Here is a 22,844-nt window from a genome sequence, read left to right as displayed (position 1 = left end):
AGTTCGATCCGGCCCGGCGCCGCGTGCGCCCCGGACGGTAACCCGACCGCACCCCCACCGCCCCACCGGTCCGCTGCCGCGCGGGCCGCCGCACGTACCCACCCGTTCCCGCTGGGAGGACCCCATGGCGCACACCCCGTTCCGCCTCGACGACCTGCGCAGGATTCTGCGCGAGGGCGCGGGCGCCGACGAGACCGTCGACCTCGAGGGCGAGATCCTCGACACCGACTTCGGCGCGCTCGGCTACGAGTCGCTGGCCCTGCTGGAGACCGGCAGCCGGATCGAGCGCGAGTACGGCATCGCGCTCGGCGACGACGCGCTGGCCCCCGACACCACCCCCCGGGCGCTGCTGGCCGCGGTCAACGGCGAACTGGCCGCCGCGGCGCCGCAGCCGGCCGCCGAGGAGGAGCAACCAGACCCGGCCGCGGGGGACTTCGGCCGGGTCGCGGTCGTGACCGGCGGCACCAGCGGCATCGGGCTGGCCGTCGTCCGGCTGCTGGCCGAACAGGGCCACCGGGTCTTCCTCGGCGCGCGCACCGCCGAGTCGGTCGCCGCGACCGTCAAGGAACTGCGGGCCGAGGGGCTCGCGGTGGACGGCGCCGAGGTCGACGTGCGCGACCCGGAGTCGGTCCGGCCGTTCGTCGCGCAGGCGGTGGCCGCGTACGGGGGCGTGGACATCCTCGTCAACAACGCCGGGCGCTCCGGCGGCGGTGTCACCGCCGACCTCGCCGACGACCTCTGGTACGACGTGATCAACACCAACCTCAACAGCGTCTTCCTGGTCACCCGGGAGGTGCTGACCACCGGCGGGCTGCGCAACCGGCCCTGGGGACGCATCGTCAACATCGCGTCCACCGCGGGCAAGCAGGGCGTCGTGCTCGGGGCGCCGTACTCCGCGTCCAAGCACGGCGTCGTCGGCTTCACCAAGGCACTGGGCAACGAGCTGGCGCCCACCGGCATCACCGTCAACGCGGTCTGCCCGGGATACGTGGAGACGCCGATGGCGCAGCGGGTCCGGCAGGGATACGCCCAGGCGTGGGACGTCAGCGAGGGCGATGTGCTCACCCGCTTCCAGGCGAAGATCCCGCTCGGCCGCTACTCGACGCCGCAGGAGGTGGCGGGCCTGGTCGGCTACCTGGTGACGGACGCGGCCGGCTCGGTCACCTCCCAGGCGCTGAACGTCTGCGGCGGCCTGGGCAACTTCTGACGACCGCCCGGCACCTGCCGCCGCACCACCCCTCACCCCGTCCGGCCCTCCCGGGCCGCCTCACCACCTACGGAGGTCCCATGCCGCAGCGCGGCACGCACGAGACCGAACACACCATCACCGTCGCGGCCCCGGCCGCGACCGTCTACGACCTGCTCGCCGACGTCGAGCGCTGGCCGGTGATCTTCGCGCCGACCATCCACGTCGACCACCTGGAGCGCTCCGGCGGCCAGGAGCGCATCCGGATCTGGGCCACCGCGAACGGCGAGCCGAAGAGCTGGACCTCGCGCCGCACCCTGGACCCCGGCGCGCTGCGGATCGACTTCCGGCAGGAGGTCTCGACCCCGCCGGTGGCCCGGATGGGCGGCACCTGGATCGTGGAGCCGCAGGGCGCGGACGCCGCGCGGGTGCGGCTGCTGCACGACTACAGCGCGGTGGACGACAGCCCCGAGGGCCTGGCGTGGATCGACCAGGCGGTGGACCGCAACTCCCGCACCGAACTGGAGGGCCTGCGGGCGAACGTCGAACGCGCCCACCACGAGGCGGAGTTGACGTTCTCCTTCGAGGACGTGGTGCACGTCGACGGCACGGCGAAGGACGTCTACGACTTCGTCAACGACGCCGGCCAGTGGGAGAGCCGGCTGCCGCACGTCGCCCGGGTCCGGCTCACCGAGGACACCCCGGGCCTCCAGACGCTGGAGATGGACACCCGGGCGAAGGACGGCAGCACCCACACCACCAAGTCGCACCGGGTGTGCCTGGCGCCGCACCGGATCGCCTACAAGCAGGTCACGCTCCCGGCGCTGCTGGCGCTGCACACCGGGCTGTGGACCTTCACCGACGACGGGAACGGCGTCGCGGCGGCCTCCCGGCACACCGTCGTCCTCAGGCCCGACGCGATCGCCGGCGTGCTCGGCCCGGACGCGGACGTGGCCGCGGCACGCGACTACGTCCGCGGGGCGCTGAGCGCCAACAGTCGGGCCACGCTGGAGCTCGCCCGGGCCTACGCGGAAGGCGGGCGGTGACCATGGCCCCCACCCAACGCCCCGCCGCGCACGCCGCGTCCGCGCCGGAGGAGCCCGACCTGCACGCCGACGCCGTCGTGGTGGGCGCGGGACCGGTCGGCCTGCTGCTCGCCGCGGAACTGCGGCTGGGCGGCGCCGACGTACTGGTGCTGGAGCGGCTGGTGGAGCCCACCACCGAGTCGCGCGCCTCCACCCTCAACACACGCACCCTCGAACTCCTCGACAGCCGCGACCTGTTGACCGCCTTCGGCACCCTCCCGCACGAGCCGCGCGGCCACTTCGGCGGCATCCCGCTGGACCTGGCGGGCCCCGGCCCGTACGCCGGGCAGTGGAAGGTGCCGCAGACCACCACCGAAGCCCGTCTCGCCGCCCGGGCGGCCGACTCGGGCGTGCGCGTGCTGCGCGGCCATGACGTGTACGGCGTCACGCAGGGCCCCGGCCACGTCGACCTGCTCGCCCGCACCCCCGACGGCGCCACCACCCGGATACGGGCCCGCTACGCCGTCGCGGCCGACGGGCAGGACAGCACCGTGCGCGAGCTGCTGGGGGCGGACTTCCCCGGGCAGGGCGCCGAACGGGAGCTGCTGCGGGCGGACGTGGCGGGCATCGACATCCCCGACCGCCGCTTCGAACGGCTGGACCGCGGCCTCGCGATCGCCGCCCGGCGGGCGGACGGGGTGACCCGGGTGATGGTCCATGTCTTCGGCTCCCCGCCGTCGGCCGCCGGCTCCCCCGACGGCGCGGTCGGGTTCGCGACCGTCGCGGACGCCTGGAAACGCGTCACCGGCGAGGAGATCGGACACGGTACCGCGCTGTGGGCCGGCGCCTTCGACGACGCGGCCCGCCAGCTCGCCCGCTACCGCGAGGGCCGGGTGCTCTTCGCCGGGGACGCGGCCCACCGGCACCTGCCCGTCGGCGGGCAGGCCCTCAACCTGGGCCTCCAGGACGCCTTCAACCTCGGGTGGAAGCTCGCCGCGGCGCTGCGGGCGCAGGACGCGGGCTCACCCGCGTTCGCCGACGCCCTGCTGGACAGCTACCACGCGGAGCGGCACCCGGCCGGGCACCAGGTCCTCACCTCGGTCCGGGCCCAGGCCCTGCTGCTGCTCGGCGGGCCCGAAGTCGACCCGGTGCGGGCGGTGTTCGAGGAGCTGATCGCCCTGCCCCCGGCGCGGCGGCACCTCGCCGGCGAGGTCAGCGGCCTCGACACCCGCTACGACCTGGGCGGCGGCCACGCCCTGACCGGCGGCCTGCTCCCCCACGTCCCCCTGTCGGCGCCGTCCGCCACCACCACCGCCGCGCTGCTGCGCGACGGCCGCGGTGTGCTGCTCGACCTCACCGGCGACGCCGCCCACGGCGAACGGCTCGCCCGCGCCCTCGCGCCCTGGGCCGACCGCGTGCACCACGTCCGGGCGCGCCCCACCGGGCCGGACGCGCAGCGGCTCGCCGGGGTCGGCGCCGCACTGTTCCGCCCCGACGGCCATGTGGCCTGGGCCGCGGGCCCCGACCCCACCCCCGCCCGCAGCCTGGCCGCGACCCGCAGGGCGCTGCGCCGCTGGTTCGGCCCGCCGCCCCGCGGCCCGCGATGAGCGCGCCCGGCCTGCCGCGCGCCCACGGTGCCACCGCCGTCGCCGAACTGCTCGACCGGGCCGAGATCAGCGGCCTGCTCGACCGCTATCTGCTCGACTTCGACGACCTGGGCACGGTGGCGCGCGACGACACCTGGTACGGCACGCTCTTCACGCCGGACCTGGAGCTGGTGTTCCCGGTGGGCGGGCACCACGGGCTCGCCGGGCTCGCGCAGTTCCAGCGCGCGGCGAAGGCGAACTGGGCGCGCACCCACCACGCCAGCACCAACCATGTGGTCGAACTGGCCGGGGACGCGGCCGAGTTGACCGCCAAGCTGCTGGTGACCCACGTCCACCCGCCCGAGTCCGCCCGGGCGGACCTGCGCACCGGCAGCCGGGTCGCGGCCCGGGCGGTGCGCACCCCGGACGGATGGCGGCTGAGCGCCCTCGCCATCCACCTGGTCTGGAGCCGCGGCGACCTGCCGCCCCGCCCCGGCCGTCCGTAGAAACCCCCCGACATCAAAGCGCCGGACATCACCCCACACGCACCCACCACCCCGACACACCCACCACTCCGGCGGCCCCGCGCACCACCGTGCTCGCCACGCCCCGCGCGCCGACCGCCCCGCCGCCCCGGACCGTCCGGTCGTCAGTTGACGCCCTGCTCAGGCATGTGTCACGCTTTCCGGGCGGCTTCGCCCTGCCCGGAAACAGACGGTTCGTCAACCTCCTTCCGTGCAGCGCCTTTCAGGAGCCTTCTCTCCCGGCTCCGCCAGCCGCAGCCCGCTTCCGCACCCCGTACCCCGCCCCGTCGCGCCACCGTGTCCTCGCGTCCGCGCGAGACCGTTGCCGCGGGCCGGGCCGTGCGGCGGACACGGGCAACCCCCTTTCATGGAGGCTGTTCCGCCATGCCCGCTTCGCTTCCACCCCCCGTACGCATCCTCCAGCTGGCCACCGCCGGCTGGATGGCGCAGGCCGTCAGCGCCGCCGCCGAACTGGGCGTCGCCGACGCCCTCGCCGCCGGTCCCCGGACCGTCGAGGAGGTCGCCGAGGAGGTCGGCGCCCACGCGCCGACCCTCTACCGGCTGCTGCGCGCCTGCGCCGACATCGAGCTGTTCGAGGAGCGCCCGGACCGCGTCTTCGCGCTCACCGAGCTCGGCGACGCGCTGCGCACCGACTCGCCCGTCTCGCTGCGGGACTTCGCCGTCTGGACCGGCCTGCCCGCCGAGCGCGACACCTGGACCCGGCTGGCCGACAGCGTCCGCACCGGCGCCCCGGTCTTCGAGCGCGTGCACGGCACGTCCGTGTGGGACCACATCCGCGACCGCCCCGACGTGCTGGGCGTCTTCGACCGGGCGATGACGCAGACGTCCCGCCAGATCATCGGCTCGATCGTCGCCGCCTACGACTTCGGCGGCCTGCGCACGCTCGTCGACGTCGGCGGCGGGCGCGGCGCGCTGCTGTCGGCGGTCCTGGCAGCCAACCCGGGCCTGCGCGGGGTGCTCTACGACCAGCCGGAGGTCGTCGCCGAGTCCGGTCCGGTGTTCAAGGAGGCGGGCGTCGCCGAGCGCGCCACCGCGCAGGGCGGCAGCTTCTTCGACGCGGTGCCGCCGGGCGGCGACGCCTACCTGCTGTCGAACATCATCCACGACTGGGACGACGAGCCGTCGGTCCGGATTCTGTCCAAGGTGCGGGCGGTGCTGCCCGCGGACGGGCGGGTGCTGCTGGTGGAGGCGGTGCTGCCGACCGACCGGCCCGCGCTGAACGTCAAGCTGATGGACCTGGACATGCTCGTGCTGTGCGGCGGCCGGCAGCGCACCGAGGCGGAGTTCGCCGCGCTGCTCGCCGGCGCCGGGCTGCGGCTGACCCGGATCGTACCGGGCGGCCACTGCAGCGTCGTCGAGGCCGTCGCGGCCTGACCCGGACATCAACTGACCATTCGTCACCTTCCGCTTCACACAGTGGAGTTCGCAGCCCCTTCCGGGCTCCTCCGCCGTGTCCGCCGCTGCCTTCCGACCGGAGACCGCCATGCCTTTCCTCTCGCCCGACGACGGCTACCTGACCGTGCTCAACCTCTTCCGCACCGAGACCCAGCAGGGCCAGGACCGCCTGCTGGACGCGATGCGGGACATCATCGACCACGCCGACTACCCCGGCTGGATCTCCTCCACGCTGCACAGCGGCCAGGACGCGCGCGGCACCGCCAACTACATCCAGTGGCGCAGCCTCGAGGACCTCCAGGCCCGGTACGCCGGCGAGGGCTTCAAGCACCACACGGTGCCGCTGTTCAACGAACTCGCCACGTCCATCCGCCTGCTCCAGACCGAGGTGGTGGCCACACAGCTCCACCCGGGCCTGGCGAAGGCGGAGTTCTCCGCCGAGCGCGACGACTACACGGTGATCGTCGTCTTCGACGTCGACCCGGAGCACCAGAAGGACCTGGTCGACACGCTCGCCGAACCCGAGGAGTGGGTCCGCACCTACCCCGGGCACCGCTCGCACACGATCCTGCGCGGCCTGGACGGCAAGACCGTCGTCAACTACGCCCAGTGGGACAGCAAGGAGGCGTACGACGCCTTCCACCTGCTGCCGGAGGAGGAGCGCCCGGCGAGTGTGCGGCGCGGCCGGGAGCACGCCCGTTCGCTGGTGACCGGGCGGGACGCGAACACCTACACCGTCGTGCACAGCCGGTCCGCGGCCGGCTGACGGCGCACCGCCCGGCCGGACCCGCCGGACCGGCTCCACCGATCTGATCGCCCGACCCACCGCCCCCTTCACGAAAGGAGTGCGCGTCGATGACGCAGCGCACCACGTTGTTCGGATTCGCCCCCGGGACCGAGACCGCCCGCGCCGCCGAGATCGTCCGGCTCGGGGTCCAGGCCGACCGCTCCGGCCTCGACCTGTTCTCCACCTCGGACCATCCGTACTACGGGCAGCGGCTGGACGCCTACTCCACGCTGGGCTTCGTGCTCGGGGCCACCTCCGGCATCGCCGGGCTGGCGAACGTCACCAACCTGCCGAGCCGGCCCGCGCCGGTGCTCGCCCGGGCGGTCACCTCGCTGTCGGCGCTGTCGGGCGGGCGGATCGTGCTCGGCATCGGCGCGGGCGGCTTCTGGGACGAGATCGAGCGGTTCGGCCGGCCCCGGCTCGGCCCCGGCCAGGCGGTCCGGGCGCTCCAGGAGGCGATCACCCTGGTCCGCGCGCTGTCCGGCGGGGGTGAACCGGTCACGTTCCAGGGCGAGTTCAGCACCATCCGCGAGATCGAGCCGGCCGACGTGCCCACCCCGCAGATCTGGACCGGGTCGCTCGGCGAACGCTCCCTGGCGGTCACCGGGCGGCTGGCCGACGGCTGGATACCCGGCCACGCCTCGGACTGGGTGAGCCGGCGCTACCTCGACTCGCGTCCGCTGGTCGACCGGGCCGCGGCCGAGGCCGGGCGCGACCCGTCGGAGGTCGCCACCGTCTTCAACCTGCCGGGCCGGATCACGAGCGCCGCGCTGGACCGCACCCGGGACGCCGACGGCCGCTGGATCGGCGGCTCGGTACGGCAGTGGGTCGAGGAGCTGACCGGCGCCGTACTGGAGCACGGCGCCGCCGGGTTCATCCACTTCGCCACCGACGGCGGCCCGCTCGACGTCGCGCTCGGGCGGTGGGCGGAGGAGGTCGTGCCCGCCGTCCGGGAGAACCTCGCCAAGGCCTGACCACCCGCCACAGGACCGATCCCCTCCCCCCGCACAGCACCCCCCGCACCACCCCGCACCACCCTGACGGCCGGGCCGCACCCCAGCGGCCCGGCCGTCGCCCTCGCACCCACCAGGTACCTACGGGAGACCCGCATGTCCCGCCTCAGCCGCAGACCCGTCCCGCTCGCCGCCGCCACCGCGGCCGTACTCCTCGCCGCGGCCTGCGGCGGCGGATCGGGGTCGGGCGGCAGCACCACCTCCACCGGCAAGCCCGTCTCCGGCGGGTCCCTCACCTACGCGGTCGACACCGAACCGGTCTCCTGGGACATCGACGTCAGCCAGCAGGACATCACCGGCTCCATCCAGCGCAACGTCTTCGACTCACTCGTCTACCAGGACGACAAGGGGCAGTTCCACGCCTGGCTCGCCTCGTCCTGGAGCGTGTCGAAGGACCTGCGCACCTACACCTTCCACCTGCGCAAGGACGTCACCTTCACCGACGGCACGCCCTTCAACGCGCAGGCGGTGAAGACCAACTTCGACCGCATCGTGGACCCGGCCACCAAGTCCCAGTACGCCGCGGGGCTGCTCGGCCCGTACGCGGGCACGAAGGTCGTCGACCCGTACACCGTGCGGGTCTCCTTCACCAAGGCGTTCGCGCCCTTCCTCCAGGCCGCCAGCACCCCCTACCTCGGCTTCTACTCCCCCGCCGCGATCAAGAAGTACGGCTCCAAGCTCGGCGCGGGCGGCCCCGCCGACGTCGGCACCGGCCCGTTCGTCTTCTCCTCCTACACCAAGGGGCAGAGCGCCGTCCTGACCCGCAACCCGAAGTACGACTGGGCCCCGTCCACCGACGCCCACCAGGGCCCGGCCTACCTGGACAAGCTCACCTACCGCTTCCTGAGCCAGGACTCGGTCCGGGTCGGCGCGCTGCGCAGCGGACAGGTCCAGGTCGCCAAGTCCGTGCCCCCGACGGACGTGAAGACCCTCAAGCCGAGCGGCGGCCTCACGGTGATCTCCAAGCAGGCCCCCGGCGGCGTGTACAACCTGGTGCTCAACGCCTCCCGCGGGCCGTTCACCGACAAGCGGGTCCGCGAGGCGGTGCAGCGCGGCATCAATGTGGACGCCGACGTCAAGAGCGTCTACTTCGGCGCCTACCAGCGCGCCTGGAGCCCGCTGTCGCCCGCCACCGTCGGCTACGACTCCTCCCTGACCGGGACCTGGCCGTACGACCCGAAGCTCGCGGCGAAGCTGCTGGACCAGGCCGGCTGGACCGCGCGGGACTCCGCCGGCTACCGCACCAAGGACGGCAAGCGGCTGTCCCTCGAGTGGCCGCTGATGCCGCAGAACCTCGTCAGCCAGCAGCACGACATCCTCGGCCAGGCGGTGCAGGCGGACCTGAAGAAGCTCGGCATCGAGGTGAAACGGCCCCGGCAGGACGTCGGCACCTTCGTCAAGCAGCTCTTCGGCGGCAAGGACGACATCTCCGACTACAGCTGGTCGCGGGCCGACCCGGACGTGCTGCGGCTGTACTTCAACAGCGCCGAGACCCCCGCCAAGGGCGGCGCCAACGGCACCTTCATCAAGGACACCGACCTCGACACGTGGACCGAGCAGGGGCAGACCACCCTCGACCCGGCCGGCCGCGCCGCGTACTACACCAAGGTCCAGCAGCGCGCGGTCGACCTCGCGCTGGTGGTGCCGATGTACGTCGTCTCCTCGGTGTACGGCGCCTCCACCAAGGTGCACGGCATCACCGCCGACGCCAACACCTGGCTGGAGTTCCACGACGCCTGGCTCGGGAAGTGACGTGACGCCGACACACCTGCTGCGGGCGGTGGCCCGACGGGTGGCGGCGGCCGTGGCGGTGCTGCTGGGCGCCGCCACGGTCGCGTTCGCGGCCCTGCGGCTGATCCCGGGCGACCCGGTGACCACCATGCTCGGGCCCTTCAGCTCCGCCACGCCCGAGGTCCGCGCGCGCATCCGCGCCCAGTACGGGCTGGGCGACCCGGTCTGGCAGCAGTACCTGCGCTACCTCGGCCACCTGCTGCGCGGCGACCTCGGGGAGTCCTACCAGGTGCAGCGCCCGGTCGGCTCGCTGATCACCGGCCAGCTCGGCCCCACCGTCCAACTCGCCCTGTCCGCACTGGCGCTGGCGCTGCTGCTGGCGCTGCTGAGCGCGGTCGCGACCGCCGGGCGGCGCCCGGCGCTGCGCGGCGCCGCCTCGCTGCTGGAACTGCTCACCGTCTCCAGCCCCTCGTACTGGACCGGCATCCTGCTGCTGACGCTGTTCTCCTTCCACTGGCAGCTCTTCCCGGTCGCCGGGGCGCAGAACGGCACCGCGCTGGTGCTGCCCGCGCTGACCCTCGCGCTGCCGATGACCGGGGTGCTGGCGCAGGTGCTGCGGGAGGGGCTGGAGACCGCGCTGCACCAGCCGTTCGCCGTCACCGCCCGCTCGCGCGGCCTGAGCGGCACCGCGGTGCGGCTGCGGCACGCGCTGCGGCACGCCGCGCTGCCGCTGGTCACGCTCACCGGCTGGCTGGCCGGGTCGCTGCTGGGCGGCGCGGTGCTGGTGGAGACCGTCTTCGGGCGGCCGGGCATCGGCGCGCTCATCCTCCAGGCGACCACCAACAAGGACATGCCCCTGGTCATCGGCCTGGTGCTGCTGTCGGCGGCGGTGTTCGTCGTGCTCTCGACCCTGGTGGACCTGCTCTACCTGGTCATCGACCCCCGCCTCAGGACGGACCAGGTGACACCATGACCGCACCGCTGACCCTCGACGCCGCCGCGCCGCCGGCGGCCGCCGCGCCCGTACGGCGCCGGATCTCCGGCCGCGTGCTGCTGCTCCTGCCCGCGCTGGCCTTCCTCGCCCTGCTCGTGCTGGCCGCCGCAGCGCCGGGCGTGTTCGCCTCGGCGGCGCCCAACACCACCGATCCGCTCCAGGCGCTGCGCCCGCCCGGGTCCGGCCACTGGTTCGGCACCGACCAGCTCGGCCGGGACCTGTACACCCGGGTGGTGTACGGCACCCGGCTGTCCCTGCTGCTCGGGGCCGGCGCCACCGCGCTGTCGGTGCTGGCCGGCGCCGTCCTCGGCCTGGCCGCCGGGCTCGGCGGGCGGGTGGCCGACCAGGTGCTGATGCGCCTGGCCGACGTGCTGCTGGCGCTGCCGCCGATCCTGCTGGCGCTGCTGGCGGTCGCCGTCCTCGGCAGCGGCACCGTGAACGTGGCGCTCGCCATCGCGGCCGCGTTCGCACCCGGTTACGCGCGGATCGTGCGCGCCGAGACGCTCGTCGTACGCCGCTCCGGCTACGTCGAGGCCGCGACCACGCTGGGCCTGTCCCGGCCCGCGCTGGTGCTGCGGCATGTCGTGCCCAACGCGCTCGGGCCGCTGCTGGTGCTGGCCACGGTCGGCTTCGGCTCCTCGCTGATCGCCGCGTCCGGGCTGAGCTTCCTGGGCCTGGGGCCGCAGCCGCCCACCGCGGAGTGGGGCGCGATGCTCGACCAGGGCCGCGACTTCCTTCAGACCGCCTGGTGGCTGGGCGTCTTCCCGGGCGCGGCCATCACCCTGACCGCGCTGGTGGTCAACGTCGTGGGCCGCCAGGCCCAGGCCCGCTTCACCCGGAGGACCGGCCGATGAGCCCGCTGCTGACCGTCGACGGCCTGGACGTGTCCTTCGGCGCGCTGCGCGCCGTACGCGACGTCTCCTTCACCCTGGACGCCGGGGAGTGCCTGGCCGTGGTGGGCGAGTCCGGCTCCGGCAAGAGCGTCACCGCCCGCGCGCTGGTGGGCCTGGCCGGCGCCGGCGCGCGGGTGCGGGCCGGCACGCTGTCGTTCGACGGCCAGGACCTGACGTCCCTGCGCGAGCCGCAGTGGCGCGCGCTGCGCGGGCGGCGGGTCGGCCTGGTCCTCCAGGACGCGCTGTCCTCGCTGGACCCGCTGCGCACCGTGGGCGCGGAGATCGCCGAACCGCTGCGCGTGCACGGGGTGCTGCCCCGCGCCCGGCACGCCGACCGGGTCCGGGAACTCCTCGCCGACGTGGGCGTGCCCGAGCCGGAGCGCCGCGCCGCGCAGTACCCGCACCAGTTGTCGGGCGGGCTGCGGCAGCGCGCCCTGATCGCGTCCGCCCTGGCCGCGGGCCCCGACCTGCTCGTCGCCGACGAGCCGACCACCGCGCTGGACGTGTCGGTGCAGGCGCAGATCCTGGACCTGCTCGACCGGTTGCGGCGCGCGGGCACCGCGCTGCTGCTGATCAGCCACGACCTGTCGGTGGTGGCGCGGCTGGCCGACCGGGTCGCGGTGATGTACGGCGGGCGGGTGGTGGAGACCGGCAGCGGCCGGCGGGTGCTGGAGCGCCCCCGGCACCCCTACACGCGGGCGCTGCTGGACGCGGTGCCGGCGCTGCACCCCAAGGGCGCCCGGCTGTCGGCGCCGCCGGTGCCCCGCCCGCCGGCCGGTCCGGACGGCTGCCCGTACGCCCACCGGTGCGCGGCCGCCGACGACACCTGCCGTACGGCGCTGCCGCCGGCCGCCGAACCGGACACCGCGCTGTGCCACCACCCGCTGGACGGCGCCGCCTCGGCGACCTCGGTGACCTCGCGGGCGAAGCCGCCGCTGACCGTACGCCGCCGAGAGCCGCCCGCCGCCGCGCCGGGCGCCGCGCCGCTGCTGGAGGTCGACGCGGTCTCCAAGAGCTTCCGCGGCCCGGACGGGGCGGCCCACCAGGTGGTGCGGGAGGTGTCGCTGCGGCTGGACGCGGGTGAGGCGGTCGGCGTGGTCGGCGAGTCCGGGTCCGGGAAGACCACGGTGGCGCGGATCGCGCTGGGCCTGCTGGCGCCCGACGCCGGGCAGGTGCGGTTCGGGGGCCGCCCGTGGAGCGGGGTGCCCGAGCGGGAGCGGCGTGCGGCGCGGCCCCGTATCCAGACGGTGCAGCAGGACCCGCTCGGCTCCTTCGACCCGCGCTACGGCGTGGAGCGGGTGGTGGGTGAGGCGGTGGCCCGGGCCGGGGTGCGCGGCCGGGCCGAACGCCGGTCCCGGGCCGCGGAGTTGCTGGACCTGGTGGGGCTGCCGGCGGCCGTGCTGCGGCGCCGGCCGTCCGAACTGTCCGGCGGGCAGCGGCAGCGGGTGGCGATCGCCCGGGCGCTGGCCACCGCGCCGGACGTCGTGGTCTGCGACGAGCCGGTCTCGGCGCTGGACGTCTCCGTGCAGGCGCAGATTCTGGACCTGCTCGCCGACATCCGGGACGAGACGGGCGTGGCGCTGCTGTTCATCTCGCACGACCTCGCAGTGGTGCGGCACGTCAGCGACCGGGTGGCGGTCATGAAGGACGGGCGGGTGGTGGAGACCGGGCCGGTGGAGGAGGTGTTCGCGGCGCCGTCGCACCCGTACACGCGGGCGCTGCTGTCGGCGGCGGCACCGGGGGGCGCGGCGGCCGGGGAAGCGGCGGCCGAGGACGCCTCAGCCGGGGCGCCGGTGTCCCCGCTGCACGGCTCCGGTTCCGCCTGACCGCCGCGCCGCGGCGCCGCGGCGCCGCAGCTGAAAGGGCCCCGGGCCACAGGATGTTCCGCGGCCCAGGGCCCTTTTCTGCGTGCCCGCGGTCCGGGGGCGGTCAGGCGCCCGCGGCCTCCGGCTGCGCCGGGGTGTCGGCCGGGGCCGGGCGCGCCGGCGGCGGCACGAAGTCCTTCTGCCGGATCAGCAGCGCGCTGAGCACCGCCGAGACGATCGCCACGACCGCGCCGATCCACAGGATCAGGTTGAGCCCGCCGGTGAAGCCGTGGTGCTCGCTGCGGGTGGTGAACACGGTGCCGAGCACCGCGATCGCGGTGGCCAGGCCGACCTGCCGGGCGGTGGCGTTCACCCCGGAGGCGACCCCGGCCTGGGCCGGGGCGACCACGCCGACCGCGGTGGAGGCCAGCGGCACCGTGACCATGCCCGCGCCCAGCCCGGAGACGATCATCCCGGCGAGCAGGTGCGTCCACGTCGAGGACTCCGTCACCCCGGTCATCAGCGCGATGCCGACGGCTATGAGGACGAACCCGGCGCTGATCATCAGCCGCACCGGCACCGCGGAACTCAGCCGCCCGGCGGTGGTGGACGCCACGAACATCGCGCCGGTCAGCGCCAGCAGCCGCAGCCCGGCCTGCGCGGGCGTGTAGTGCAGGTCCTGCTGGAGGTAGAGCACGAGGTAGGTGATGAGCGCGTAGATCGAGGCGTTGAGGCCGAACGCGGCCACCAGCCCGCCGTTGAAGGTGGGTTTGCGGAACAGTGTCAGGTCCAGCATGGGGTGCGCGGTGCGCCGCTCCTGGACGCCGAACGCGGCCAGCAGCACCGCCGCGCCCGCCAGCGTGCCCCACACCTTCGCCTGCGACCAGCCGTCGGAGGCGTTGATCAGCCCGTACAGCAGCAGTGACAGGCCGCCGCTGAAGGCCACGAACCCGGCCCAGTCCGGCCGGGCGGCCGACGGGTTGCGGGACTCCTCCAGCTTCAGCAGGGTGATCGCCACCACGGCGACGCCGATCGGCACGTTGACCCAGAAGATCCAGTGCCAGCTCAGGCCGCTGGTGAGCGCGCCGCCCAGCACCGGGCCGACGGCGACCGCGATGCCGAGGATGCCGCCGTAGATGCCGAAGGCCAGGCCCCGTTCACGGCCCTGGAACGCCTGGCTGAGCAGCGCCAGCGAGGTCGCCCACACCACGGCGCCGCCGATGCCCTGGCCGGCCCGGGCCAGCGCCAGGAAGAGCGGGCCGGTGGCCAGGCCGCACAGCAGCGAGCCGATCGTGAAGACCGCGGTGCCCGCCGCGTACAGCCGCCGCCTGCCCCATAAGTCGGCGAGCGAGCCGCCGGTCAGCAGCCCGGCCGCCAGGGCCAGCGCGTAGGCGTCGATGACCCATTGCAGGTCGGACAGCGACGAGTGGAAGTCGTCACTGATGTCGGGCAGGGCCACGTTCACGATGGTGATGTCCAGGACGAGCATGAACACTCCGGCCACCACGGCCACGAGCGTCCACCATTTGCGTGCCATGCGGGATCTCTTCCTCTCGGATCAGGTCAGGTGGGGCCCGCCGGGCCGCGGCTTCGCGGCTCGGCGGGCCCGCGGGGCCGGGTCAGGCCCGGGCGAACTCGGCGCGCACCAGCGGGGCCACCTCGGCGGCGAAGCGCTCGCGGTCCTCCGCGTGGTCCAGGCCGAACAGCAGCGGGAAGGTGAACCCGGCGCGCACCACGGCCGCGAGCTGCTCGGCCACCTGCTGCGACGACCCGGCGACGACGCGCCCGCCGGCGGCGGGCCCGCCCAGGCGGATCTGCACGTTGCAGGCGCAGGTGAGGCTGTCCGGGTCGCGTCCGGCCGCGCGGGCGGCGGCCCGCACCCGGTCCCGCAGCGCCACCGCCTCGGTCAGGCTGAGGCGTTGCAGCGACGGCAGCCAGCCGTCCGCGAGGCGCCCGGTGACGGCCAGCGCCCGCGGTCCGTAGGTGCCCAGCCACACCGGGACGGGGTGCGCGGGGCGCGGCTCGATGCGGGCGTCCTGGACGGAGAAGTGCCGGCCGCGGAACGTCGTCCGGGGCTGCCGCCACAGGGCGCGGATGATCTGCACGGCCTCGTCGAGGGCCGCGACCTTCTCGCCCGGTGTGCGGGTGCTCAGCCCGAAGGCGGCGAACTCGGCCTCGTAGCCGCCGTTGCCCAGGCCCAGCACCAGCCGCCCGCCGGAGAGCCGGTCGAGGGACTCGGCCATCTTCGCCAGGACCGCGGGGGCGCGGTAGGGCAGTCCGAGTACGTCGGTGGCCAGGGTGATCCGGTCGGTCGCGGCGGCCAGGAAGCTCAGCGCGGTCCACGGCTCCCAGGTGGCGCGGTCGCTGTGCAGGTGGTCGCTGAGCGCGAACAGGTCGTAGCCGAGCTGTTCGGCGTGGCGTGCCTCGGCCACCAGCAGGTCGGGGTCGGGGCCGCGGTAGTGGGAGACGAGGCCGAAGCCGAGCTGCGTTCCTTCGACGGGGCTCATCGCGCGGCCTCCCCGGTCGCGGGCGCTCCGGTTCCGTCGGCCGCGAACGGCCGGGTGCCTTGCACCACCGGGCGGTCCGGGTCGGCCGACCACGCCGACCAGGAGCCGACGAAGAGCGCGGCGTCCGGCAGCCCGGCCAGTTCCACGGCGAGCAGGTTGTGGCAGGCGGTGACGCCCGAGCCGCAGTGGAACACCACCTCCTCGGCCGCGGTCAGGCCGAGTGCGGCGAACCGGGCGCGCAGTTCGGCGGGCGGGCGGAAGAGGCCGCCGGCGGTGAGGTTGTCCTGCCAGGGGGCGCTGAGCGCGCCGGGCAGGTGCCCGGTGCGGGTCTCCCCGGCGTGGGCGTCGGCGCCCGAGTAGCGGGCGGCGGCGCGGGAGTCCAGGAGCAGGGCGGTCGGCGTGCGGCCGGCCGCGGCCGCCTCGTCGGCGTCGCGCAGCAGGTGGGCCGGCCACGGAGTCACCTCGCGGGTCACCGGCGCCCGGGTCACCGGTCCGGTCTCCAGGGTGCCGTCCCACGCGGCCAGGCCGCCGTCGAGCAGGGCGGCCCGGCGGCCGGTGCGCCGCAGCAGCCACACCAGGCGCGCGGCGAACCCACCGCCCTGGTCGTCGTAGGCGACCACCACGCTGTCGTCGGCGATGCCGAGCCGGCCGAGCCGCGCGGCGAACTCCTCGGCCGCGGGCAGCGGGTGGCGGCCGCCGGCCGCGGTGCCGGGCGCGGCCAGATCGGTGTCGACGTCCACCCATACGGCGCCGGGGAGGTGCCCGGCGAGGTAGGCGTCGCGGCCGGAGCGGCCGTCGAGGTACCAGCGGACGTCGGCGAGTACGAGGGTGCCGTCCGAGGCGGTGTCCGGGGTGGCCGCTGTACGCTCCCGTACCCAGGCGGCCGGGACGACCGGCGGTATCTGCGGGGCTGTGGGCGCGGGTATGTGCGCGGGTATGCCGTCCGGGGTGCTCATACGGCGCCCCCGACCTGGGCGACCGAGGGGGCCTGGGCGGCCGGGGGTGCGGCGACGGTACCGCCGGTGGGGCGGTCCGCGCCGAGCCCCGCGACCTGCGGGATCACGTCGGAGGCCACCAGCTCCATGGCGCGGGCGACCTTGGCGTGCGGGATGCCGCCGATGTCGACGGACAGCAGGTGCAGGTCGTGGCCCCACAGGTCGTGGAGCCGGCCGAGCTTGTCGACCACCTCGGCGGGGCTGCCGCAGATCGCCGAGCCGGGGCCCACCAGGTCGTCGAAGTCGAAGGCGAGCGGTCGGGCGCCGACCGGCAGCTTCGCGCCGCGGAAGTAGTTGGCGTAGTACTCCCGCCACTGCTCGCGGGCCTGCGCGGTGGTGTCGGCGACGAAGACGTGGCTGGCGGCGCCGGTGCGCGCCTGCTCGGCCGGGCGGCCGGCCTTGGCCCACAGCTCGCGGTAGAGCGCGAACATCGGGGCGTGGGTCTGCGGCGGGCGGGCGGTGGTGCCGAAGACCATCGGCAGCCCGGTCTCGACCGCCAGGTGCACCGAGTCCGGCTTGGAGCCGCCGCTGACCCACACCGGCGGCCGCGCCTGGTGCAGCCGCGGCTGCACCCGCACCGCGTCCAGCGGCGGGCGGAAGGCGCCCTGCCAGGTCACCTCGGGCTCGTCCTCGGACCACAGGCGCAGCAGGAGTTCGAGGTTCTCCCGCTTGCGGTCGGCCTTGCTCTCCGGCGGCTGGGCGAAGACGGTGTAGGGGTCGGGGAAGAAGGACGCGCCCGCGATGAGCTGGAGCCGCCCGCCGGAGAGCTGGTCGAGCGTCGCGTAGTCCTCGGCGACCAGCACCGGGTCGCGGTTGGCGACCAGCGTGGTGCCGGTGGCCAGGGTGATGGTGGAGGTGCGGGCGGCTATCGCCGCGAGCACCACCGGGGGCGCCGATATGACGTCGCGCTCCCCGAAGTGGTGCTCCCCCACGGTGAACCAGGAGAAGCCGAGCCGCTCGGCGAGCACCGCGCTGCGGACCACCTCGTCGAGGCGCTCGGCCTGGGAGACGCGGTGCCCGGTGAAGGGGTCGCTGAGTAGGGTGCCGAAAGTGATGGTCCCGATATCCATGTGCACGGTCCTCTGGCGGGTTGACGGAAAGCCCTCAAAGTAAAGTACAACGTGCATGGTAAATTGGGCAACGGACGACGACCCGTATCGGAGGCTTCCCCTGAGTACCCCACCGACGGCCCCCGCCCGCAAGGCGGCACCGGAGCGCCCCGGCCCCGCCCGAACCGGCGGGCGGGCCGGCAAGCGCGACGCCATCACCCAGGGCGCCCGGACCGTCTTCGGCCGCGAGGGCTACAGCCGCACCAGCATCGAGGCGATCGCCGCCGAGGCCGGCGTGTCCACGCGCACCATCTACAACCACTTCGAGGGCAAGGACCAGCTCTTCTCCGACGTGGTCCACGACAGCGCCGGGCAGGTCGCGGACGCGTTCGTAGCGACCGTCGAGAAGCAGGTGACCGGCACCGACCCGCGCGCCGACCTGCTCGCGCTCGGCCGCGCCTTCGTCGGCCAGCGCACCCAGTTCCCCGAGCACTTCGCGATGATCCGGCAGATCAAGGCCGAGGTGCAGCACTTCCCCGCCGCCGTGATCGACGCCTGGCAGCAGGCCGGGCCGCAGCGCGTCCAGCGGGAGGTCGCCCGGCGGCTGGAGCAGCTCGCCGGCGCCGGGCTGCTGCGCATCCCCGAACCCGCCCGCGCCACCGTGCACTTCATCGCCCTGGTGACCTCGGAGATCACCATCCGCCCCCACGGCAGCCCGCCGCTGGGCGCGGCCGAGATCCGCGACTGCGTCACCCGCGCCGTCGACGCCTTCCTGCACGGCTACGGCACCGACCGCCCGTCCTGACCTCCGCTCCGCACTCCCCTCGCGCGGCCCTTCCCGTCAACTCCGGGCGGGGCCGCGGCCGTTGGCACCGGGCCCTGCCCCCGCGCCGGTGCGGGCCCTCCGCGCCCCGTGATCCGGCCGGCCGGGCGGGGCGGCGCGTTTGGTAGCGTGCGCGTGCCGTGGTGCACGGGAAACCGGTCGGAAGCCGGTGCGGCCCTCGCCACTGTAGTCGCGGAGTTCCGCGGCCCTGCGCCGACCGTCCCCACGACGGTCGGGGCCACTGGGCGGACCGGCAACGGACGCCTGGGAAGGCCGGCCGTGGAGCGTCGACGCGAAAGCCAGGAGACCGGCCACGGCGCGACATCTTCCACGAGGGTTTGGAGTACACGTGCCGAGCAGCGCCCTGCGCCCGTTCCGCCATATCAGCCGTCTCATACGCCCGGGCGCCCGGGCCCGCACCCGCCCGCTACGGCTGCCGGCCGCCGCCGCGGCCCTGCTGGCCACCGGGTGCCTGGCCGCCTGCACGGGGGCGCCCGCCGCGAGCGGCCCGGCGTCCTCCGCCACCGCGCGCAGCAGCATCGCCCCGGTCAGCGTGCGCAGTTGCGGCGTGGCCACCACCGTCGCCGCGCCCCCGAAGCGGCTGGTCACCCTCAACGAGGGCGCCACCGAGGTCGCCCTCGCGCTGGGCCTCCAGTCGCGGATGGCCGGCACCGCCTACCTCGACGACACGATCCCGGCGAAGTGGAAGGCCGCCTACGACTCCGTGCCGGTGCTCAGCAAGGAGTACCCGTCCAAGGAGAAGCTCCTCGCCGCGCGCCCCGACTTCCTCTACGCCTCCTACACCAGCGCCTTCACCGGCAAGGTCGCCGGCACCCGCGCCGAGCTGGCCGCCGAGCACATCGGCTCCTACCTGTCGCCCTTCGGCTGCGCGGACGCGAAGCAGGTGCCCACCGCGTCGTTCGAGGCGGTGTGGGGCGAACTCGCCGACATCGCCGCGGTCTTCGGGGTGCCGCAGCGGGCGGCCGCGATCGAGCGGCAGCAGAAGACGGCGCTGGCCGCACTGGCCGCCCAGGGCGCGGGCAAGGGCCTGGACGTGCTCTGGTACGACTCCGGCACCAAGTCCCCCTACGTCGGGGCCGGCCACGGCGGACCGCAGACCGTCCTGGACGCGGTCGGCGCGCACAACGTGTTCGGCACCCTGAAAGGCGGCTGGCAGAACGTGAGCTGGGAGCAGGTGGCCGCCGCCGACCCGGACGCCATCGTGCTCGCGGACGCGAGCTGGGACAGCGCCGCGGCCAAGATCTCCTATCTGGAGCACGACCCCGTGCTGAGCCGGCTCGCCGCGGTGCGCCGGCGCGCGTTCGTCGTCGTGCCGTTCTCGGAGTCGACGCCCGGCGTGCTCCTGGCGGACGGCGCGGCCCGGGTCGCGGCCGGTCTGGCCGCGCTGCCCGCCGCGTCGTGACGGCCGCGGACCGTACGCGTACGCGTACGCCCGACCGCGCCCGCGACCGTACGGCGGCCCGCTCGGCTGCGGTGCTGGCCGCGGCCGCGGTGGCGCTGCTGGCGGTGTGCCTGCTCGGCCTCGCGATCGGGTCGGTGCACGAGCCGCCGCGAGTGGTGGCCGACGTCCTGCTGCGGCGGCTGGGCCTGGGCGACCACCATGTGACGCTGCTGGACGACCAGATCGTCTGGCAGCTGCGGCTGCCGCGGGTGGTGGGTGCGGCGGCCACCGGCGCCGGGCTCGCGGTGTGCGGCGCGGTGCTCCAGACGCTCACCGGCAACGACCTCGCCGACCCCTACCTGCTGGGCATCTCCGACGGTGCCGCCGTCGGCGCGGTCACCGTACTGGTGCTCGGCGTCGGCGCGTCCGGCGCGGCGGCCGCCGGTGCGCTGCCGGTGGCCGCGTTCGCGGGGGCGCTGCTCGCGGCGGCGCTCGTCATGGCGCTGGCCGGTGCGGGGTCCTGGTCGCTGTCCGGGACCCGCACGGTCCTCGCCGGGGTCGCGGTGGGGCAGATGTGCGCAGCGTTCACCTCGTTCGTGGTGCTCGTCCTGGGCGACCGGGACGCCGCCCGCGGTGTCATGGAGTGGACGCTCGGCTCGGTGGCCGGGGTGCGGTGGCACACGGCGCTGTTCCTCGCGGCGGTCGCCGTCGCCGGAACGGCGGTGGCGCTCGCCGCGGCCCGGGACCTGGACGCCTTCGCCTTCGGCGAGACCGCGGCACGCTCCTTCGGCGTTCCGGTGGAACGGCTGCGGTGGCTCCTGGTCGGCACCTGCGCCCTGGTGACGGCCTGCCTGGTGGCCGAGACCGGCGTCATCGGCTTCGTCGGCCTCGTGGTCCCGCACGTCGTCCGCCTGCTGTGCGGCCCGGGGCACGCGGTCCTGCTGCCGGCCTCCGCGCTGCTCGGCGCGGCCCTCCTGGTCGGCAGCGACCTGCTCGCTCGGTCCGTCCTGCCCGACCAGGAGATCCCGGTCGGCGTGATCACCGCGGGGCTGGGCGCCCCCTTCTTCGCCGCCCTCCTCCGCCGCCGCACCCGCACCGCGGCCCCCGCGGGAGCCCGCCCATGACCGCGGCCCGGCGCCCCTCCCCCACCCGAGTCACCACGCGAGGCCGCACATGACCCCCACGCAACAGCCCCGCCCCCCGGACAGCGGGCCCCACACCGCCCCCGCACCGACACACCGCCCCGAACAGCCGCCACCCACAAACGCAGCCAAGCAGCCGAACCACCGCCCGACACCGCACCCTCACCGACCGCCGCCACCGCACCGAAACCACCACGCGAGGCCGCACATGACCGCCAGGCAGCAGCCCCACCCCGGGCAGGTATCCGCCACGGGCGGAGGGCGGCCGCCGAGCACCCCGCGCCACCACCCCGCCGAACCCCACCCGCGGGGCCGGGCGTGAGCGCCCGGGAGCCGGTGGTGCTGGGGTGCGCCGGGGTCGGGGTGCGGGTCGGGGACGCCGTGCTGCTGGAGGACGTCGCGCTCGACTTCGCCCCCGGCCGGCTGACCGGCCTGCTCGGGCCGAACGGCGCCGGGAAGACCACGCTGCTGCGGGTCCTGGCCGGGCTGGGGCGGCCCGGCCGGGGGCGGGTCGAGCTGGACGGGCAGGACCTGTACGCGCTGCCGGCCCGGCGCAGGGCGCGGCGGGTGGCGTTCATGGAGCAGCAGGCGGACACCGGCCTGCCCCTGACGGCCCAACAGGTGATCGAGCTGGGCCGGACCCCGCACCGCGGCCGGTGGCCGGTGCCGCCGGGCTCGGCCGCGGCGGCGCGGGAGCAGGCCGTACTGGCCGGGGCGGTGGCCGCCGCCGATGTCGGCGCCCTGCTCGACCGGAGCTGGTCGTCGCTGTCCGGGGGCGAGCGCCAGCGGGTCCAGCTCGCCCGGGCGCTGGCGCAGGAGCCCGATGTGCTCCTGCTGGACGAGCCGGCCAACCACCTGGACCTGCGGCACCAGTTGGCGTTCATGGAGACGGTCCGCGCTCTGGGCGTCACCGCGGTGGCCGCGCTGCACGACCTCGAACTCGCGGCCGCCTACTGCGCGGACATCGCCGTCCTGCACGGCGGCCGGCTGGTCGCGCACGGCCCGGTGGAGCAGGTGCTCACCGCGGAACTGGTCGGGCGCGTGTACGGGGTGGACGTGACCGTGGCGCGCCATCCGGTGCACGACCGCCCGCATGTGCGGTGGAACGGCGTACTGCGCGGGGCGGACGCGTCATGAGCCTGGTGCTGGTCGGCATGTCGGCGGTGGAGGCGGGCCGCCGGGCCGAACTGCTGGCCCTGGCCCGGCGCTCCGGCGCCACGATCGCCTTCCTCCAGCAGGGCGAGCCGTCGCTCACGGCCGAGTTGGCCCGGCTGGCGGACGCGCGGACCACGGAAGAGGGCACCGGCACCGGCGGCGCCCCCGTCGTCCTCGTCGGGGTCCGGCTGGGCGGCGGCGGGCCGGGGCCGTCCTGGCTGCGCCGGGTCGCCGCGTACTGGTGGCGGGAGCACGGCGGCCCGCGCCCGGAGGTGCGGGTGGGCGCGAAGCTCGCCGGGGACCTGGCGGAGGTCGCCGCGGCCGCGGCCACCGCGCGGCCGGTCACCGGCGCGGAGCCCGGCCTGACCTCGGCCGCCTGGGCGGAGGTGCCCGGCCACCGCCACCAGGTCCTGGTGTGCCGCGGCCCGCGCTGCACCGCGAAGGGCGCGGACGCGACCCTGCGCGCCCTGGTCGGGGGGCTCGGCGCGCACGGGCTCGGCGACGACGACGTGCTGGTGACGCAGACCGGCTGCCAGTTCCCCTGCAACCAGGCACCGGTGGTCAGCGTGCAGCCCGACGACGTCTGGTACGGCCGGGTGGACCCGGCGGCGGCCGCGGCGATCGTGGCCGCCCACCTCGCCGGCGGCCGCCCCGAGGCGGAGCACCGCCTGCCCCGGCACCGCGCCGGGCCGCCGTCCCACCCACCGGACTTTGCCGGGTGCTAAGTTTGCACAGCGCAAGGTTTTTGTTGCATCATGCAAACGTGCTGACGCCTGCCGACCTCCCGCCCGAGCGCCCCGCCTCCCCCACC

Annotated in this window: 20 protein-coding genes, 1 pseudogene and 1 riboswitch; of the genes and pseudogenes, 17 read left to right on the top strand and 4 right to left on the bottom strand. The window is 75.4% G+C overall.

The genetic code is table 11. The annotated features are described in order from the left end of the window. Positions 1-124 precede the first annotated feature (124 nt). From AC3EVP_RS05975 to AC3EVP_RS05920, 12 genes and pseudogenes are all read left to right on the top strand, one after another. A pseudogene (locus AC3EVP_RS05975) lies at positions 125-349 on the top strand (acyl carrier protein); the annotation flags it as partial. Between the two features lie 102 nt (positions 350-451). Next, positions 452-1,207 (top strand): SDR family NAD(P)-dependent oxidoreductase, encoded by a 756-nt coding sequence (locus AC3EVP_RS05970; RefSeq protein ID WP_435127373.1) that lies wholly within the window; start codon positions 452-454, stop codon positions 1,205-1,207. An 80-nt stretch (positions 1,208-1,287) separates the two neighbouring features. Next, positions 1,288-2,232 (top strand): aromatase/cyclase, encoded by a 945-nt coding sequence (locus tag AC3EVP_RS05965; protein ID WP_435126888.1) that lies wholly within the window; start codon positions 1,288-1,290, stop codon positions 2,230-2,232. A 2-nt stretch (positions 2,233-2,234) separates the two neighbouring features. Next, the gene (locus AC3EVP_RS05960) at positions 2,235-3,818 is read left to right on the top strand and encodes an FAD-dependent monooxygenase (RefSeq protein ID WP_435126886.1); all 1,584 of its coding nucleotides are present in this window, start codon (positions 2,235-2,237) and stop codon (positions 3,816-3,818) included. Then, positions 3,815-4,303 carry a nuclear transport factor 2 family protein gene (locus AC3EVP_RS05955; protein ID WP_435126884.1) on the top strand — a complete coding sequence of 163 codons (489 nt, stop codon included), beginning with the start codon at positions 3,815-3,817 and terminating at the stop codon, positions 4,301-4,303. Before AC3EVP_RS05960 ends, AC3EVP_RS05955 begins: the two co-directional genes overlap by 4 nt. A gap of 402 nt (positions 4,304-4,705) precedes the next feature. After that, a complete protein-coding gene (locus AC3EVP_RS05950) occupies positions 4,706-5,716 on the top strand; it encodes a methyltransferase (protein WP_435126882.1) in 1,011 nt (336 codons plus the stop codon). A gap of 109 nt (positions 5,717-5,825) precedes the next feature. Continuing rightward, entirely contained in the window at positions 5,826-6,503 is a 678-nt protein-coding gene (locus AC3EVP_RS05945) for an antibiotic biosynthesis monooxygenase family protein (protein WP_335972529.1), read from the top strand. 89 nt (positions 6,504-6,592) lie between these two features. Further along, positions 6,593-7,498 (top strand): LLM class flavin-dependent oxidoreductase, encoded by a 906-nt coding sequence (locus tag AC3EVP_RS05940; RefSeq protein WP_435126879.1) that lies wholly within the window; start codon positions 6,593-6,595, stop codon positions 7,496-7,498. 135 nt (positions 7,499-7,633) lie between these two features. Next, on the top strand, positions 7,634-9,289 hold the full coding sequence (locus tag AC3EVP_RS05935; protein ID WP_435126877.1) for an ABC transporter substrate-binding protein: 1,656 nt from the start codon (positions 7,634-7,636) through the stop codon (positions 9,287-9,289). A gap of 1 nt (position 9,290) precedes the next feature. Continuing rightward, a complete protein-coding gene (locus AC3EVP_RS05930; protein ID WP_335972537.1) occupies positions 9,291-10,241 on the top strand; it encodes an ABC transporter permease in 951 nt (316 codons plus the stop codon). Then, positions 10,238-11,116: an ABC transporter permease gene (locus tag AC3EVP_RS05925; protein WP_335972543.1), complete on the top strand. Its 879-nt coding sequence runs from the start codon at positions 10,238-10,240 to the stop codon at positions 11,114-11,116. Before AC3EVP_RS05930 ends, AC3EVP_RS05925 begins: the two co-directional genes overlap by 4 nt. Then, a complete protein-coding gene (locus tag AC3EVP_RS05920; RefSeq protein ID WP_435126874.1) occupies positions 11,113-12,981 on the top strand; it encodes a dipeptide ABC transporter ATP-binding protein in 1,869 nt (622 codons plus the stop codon). The genes AC3EVP_RS05925 and AC3EVP_RS05920 overlap by 4 nt, the downstream gene beginning before the upstream one ends. Before the next feature lie 103 nt (positions 12,982-13,084). Here AC3EVP_RS05920 and AC3EVP_RS05915 read toward each other — a convergent pair whose 3' ends face one another. The 4 genes from AC3EVP_RS05915 to AC3EVP_RS05900 form a co-directional block, all read right to left on the bottom strand. Then, positions 13,085-14,497, bottom strand: coding sequence for an MFS transporter (locus tag AC3EVP_RS05915; protein ID WP_435126872.1), 1,413 nt, complete (start codon positions 14,495-14,497; stop codon positions 13,085-13,087). An 82-nt stretch (positions 14,498-14,579) separates the two neighbouring features. After that, a complete protein-coding gene (locus AC3EVP_RS05910) occupies positions 14,580-15,467 on the bottom strand; it encodes an LLM class flavin-dependent oxidoreductase (RefSeq protein ID WP_335972557.1) in 888 nt (295 codons plus the stop codon). After that, a complete protein-coding gene (locus AC3EVP_RS05905; protein ID WP_435126869.1) occupies positions 15,464-16,423 on the bottom strand; it encodes a sulfurtransferase in 960 nt (319 codons plus the stop codon). Before AC3EVP_RS05905 ends, AC3EVP_RS05910 begins: the two co-directional genes overlap by 4 nt. Further along, positions 16,420-17,532 (bottom strand): LLM class flavin-dependent oxidoreductase, encoded by a 1,113-nt coding sequence (locus AC3EVP_RS05900; protein WP_435126867.1) that lies wholly within the window; start codon positions 17,530-17,532, stop codon positions 16,420-16,422. The genes AC3EVP_RS05905 and AC3EVP_RS05900 overlap by 4 nt, the downstream gene beginning before the upstream one ends. Before the next feature lie 55 nt (positions 17,533-17,587). On the opposite strand from AC3EVP_RS05900, the gene AC3EVP_RS05895 reads away from it, so the two are divergent. From AC3EVP_RS05895 to AC3EVP_RS05875, 5 genes are all read left to right on the top strand, one after another. Beyond that, positions 17,588-18,316: a TetR/AcrR family transcriptional regulator gene (locus tag AC3EVP_RS05895; protein ID WP_335972563.1), complete on the top strand. Its 729-nt coding sequence runs from the start codon at positions 17,588-17,590 to the stop codon at positions 18,314-18,316. Between the two features lie 142 nt (positions 18,317-18,458). After that, a riboswitch (cobalamin riboswitch) is annotated at positions 18,459-18,664 on the top strand. A 19-nt stretch (positions 18,665-18,683) separates the two neighbouring features. Continuing rightward, positions 18,684-19,757 (top strand): ABC transporter substrate-binding protein, encoded by a 1,074-nt coding sequence (locus AC3EVP_RS05890; RefSeq protein WP_435126864.1) that lies wholly within the window; start codon positions 18,684-18,686, stop codon positions 19,755-19,757. Next, positions 19,754-20,860: a FecCD family ABC transporter permease gene (locus AC3EVP_RS05885; RefSeq protein ID WP_435126862.1), complete on the top strand. Its 1,107-nt coding sequence runs from the start codon at positions 19,754-19,756 to the stop codon at positions 20,858-20,860. Before AC3EVP_RS05890 ends, AC3EVP_RS05885 begins: the two co-directional genes overlap by 4 nt. Positions 20,861-21,196: 336 nt before the next feature. Further along, positions 21,197-22,015: an ABC transporter ATP-binding protein gene (locus AC3EVP_RS05880; RefSeq protein ID WP_435126860.1), complete on the top strand. Its 819-nt coding sequence runs from the start codon at positions 21,197-21,199 to the stop codon at positions 22,013-22,015. Beyond that, positions 22,012-22,758, top strand: a complete 747-nt coding sequence (locus tag AC3EVP_RS05875) for a (2Fe-2S) ferredoxin domain-containing protein (protein ID WP_435126858.1) — start codon at positions 22,012-22,014, stop codon at positions 22,756-22,758. The genes AC3EVP_RS05880 and AC3EVP_RS05875 overlap by 4 nt, the downstream gene beginning before the upstream one ends. The last annotated feature ends 86 nt before the right edge of the window (positions 22,759-22,844 follow it).

It is taken from the genome of Actinacidiphila sp. bgisy144, from assembly GCF_057708105.1.
Note: the sequence above shows the minus strand (reverse complement) of the source record. Positions and strands in the feature narration are given on the sequence as shown.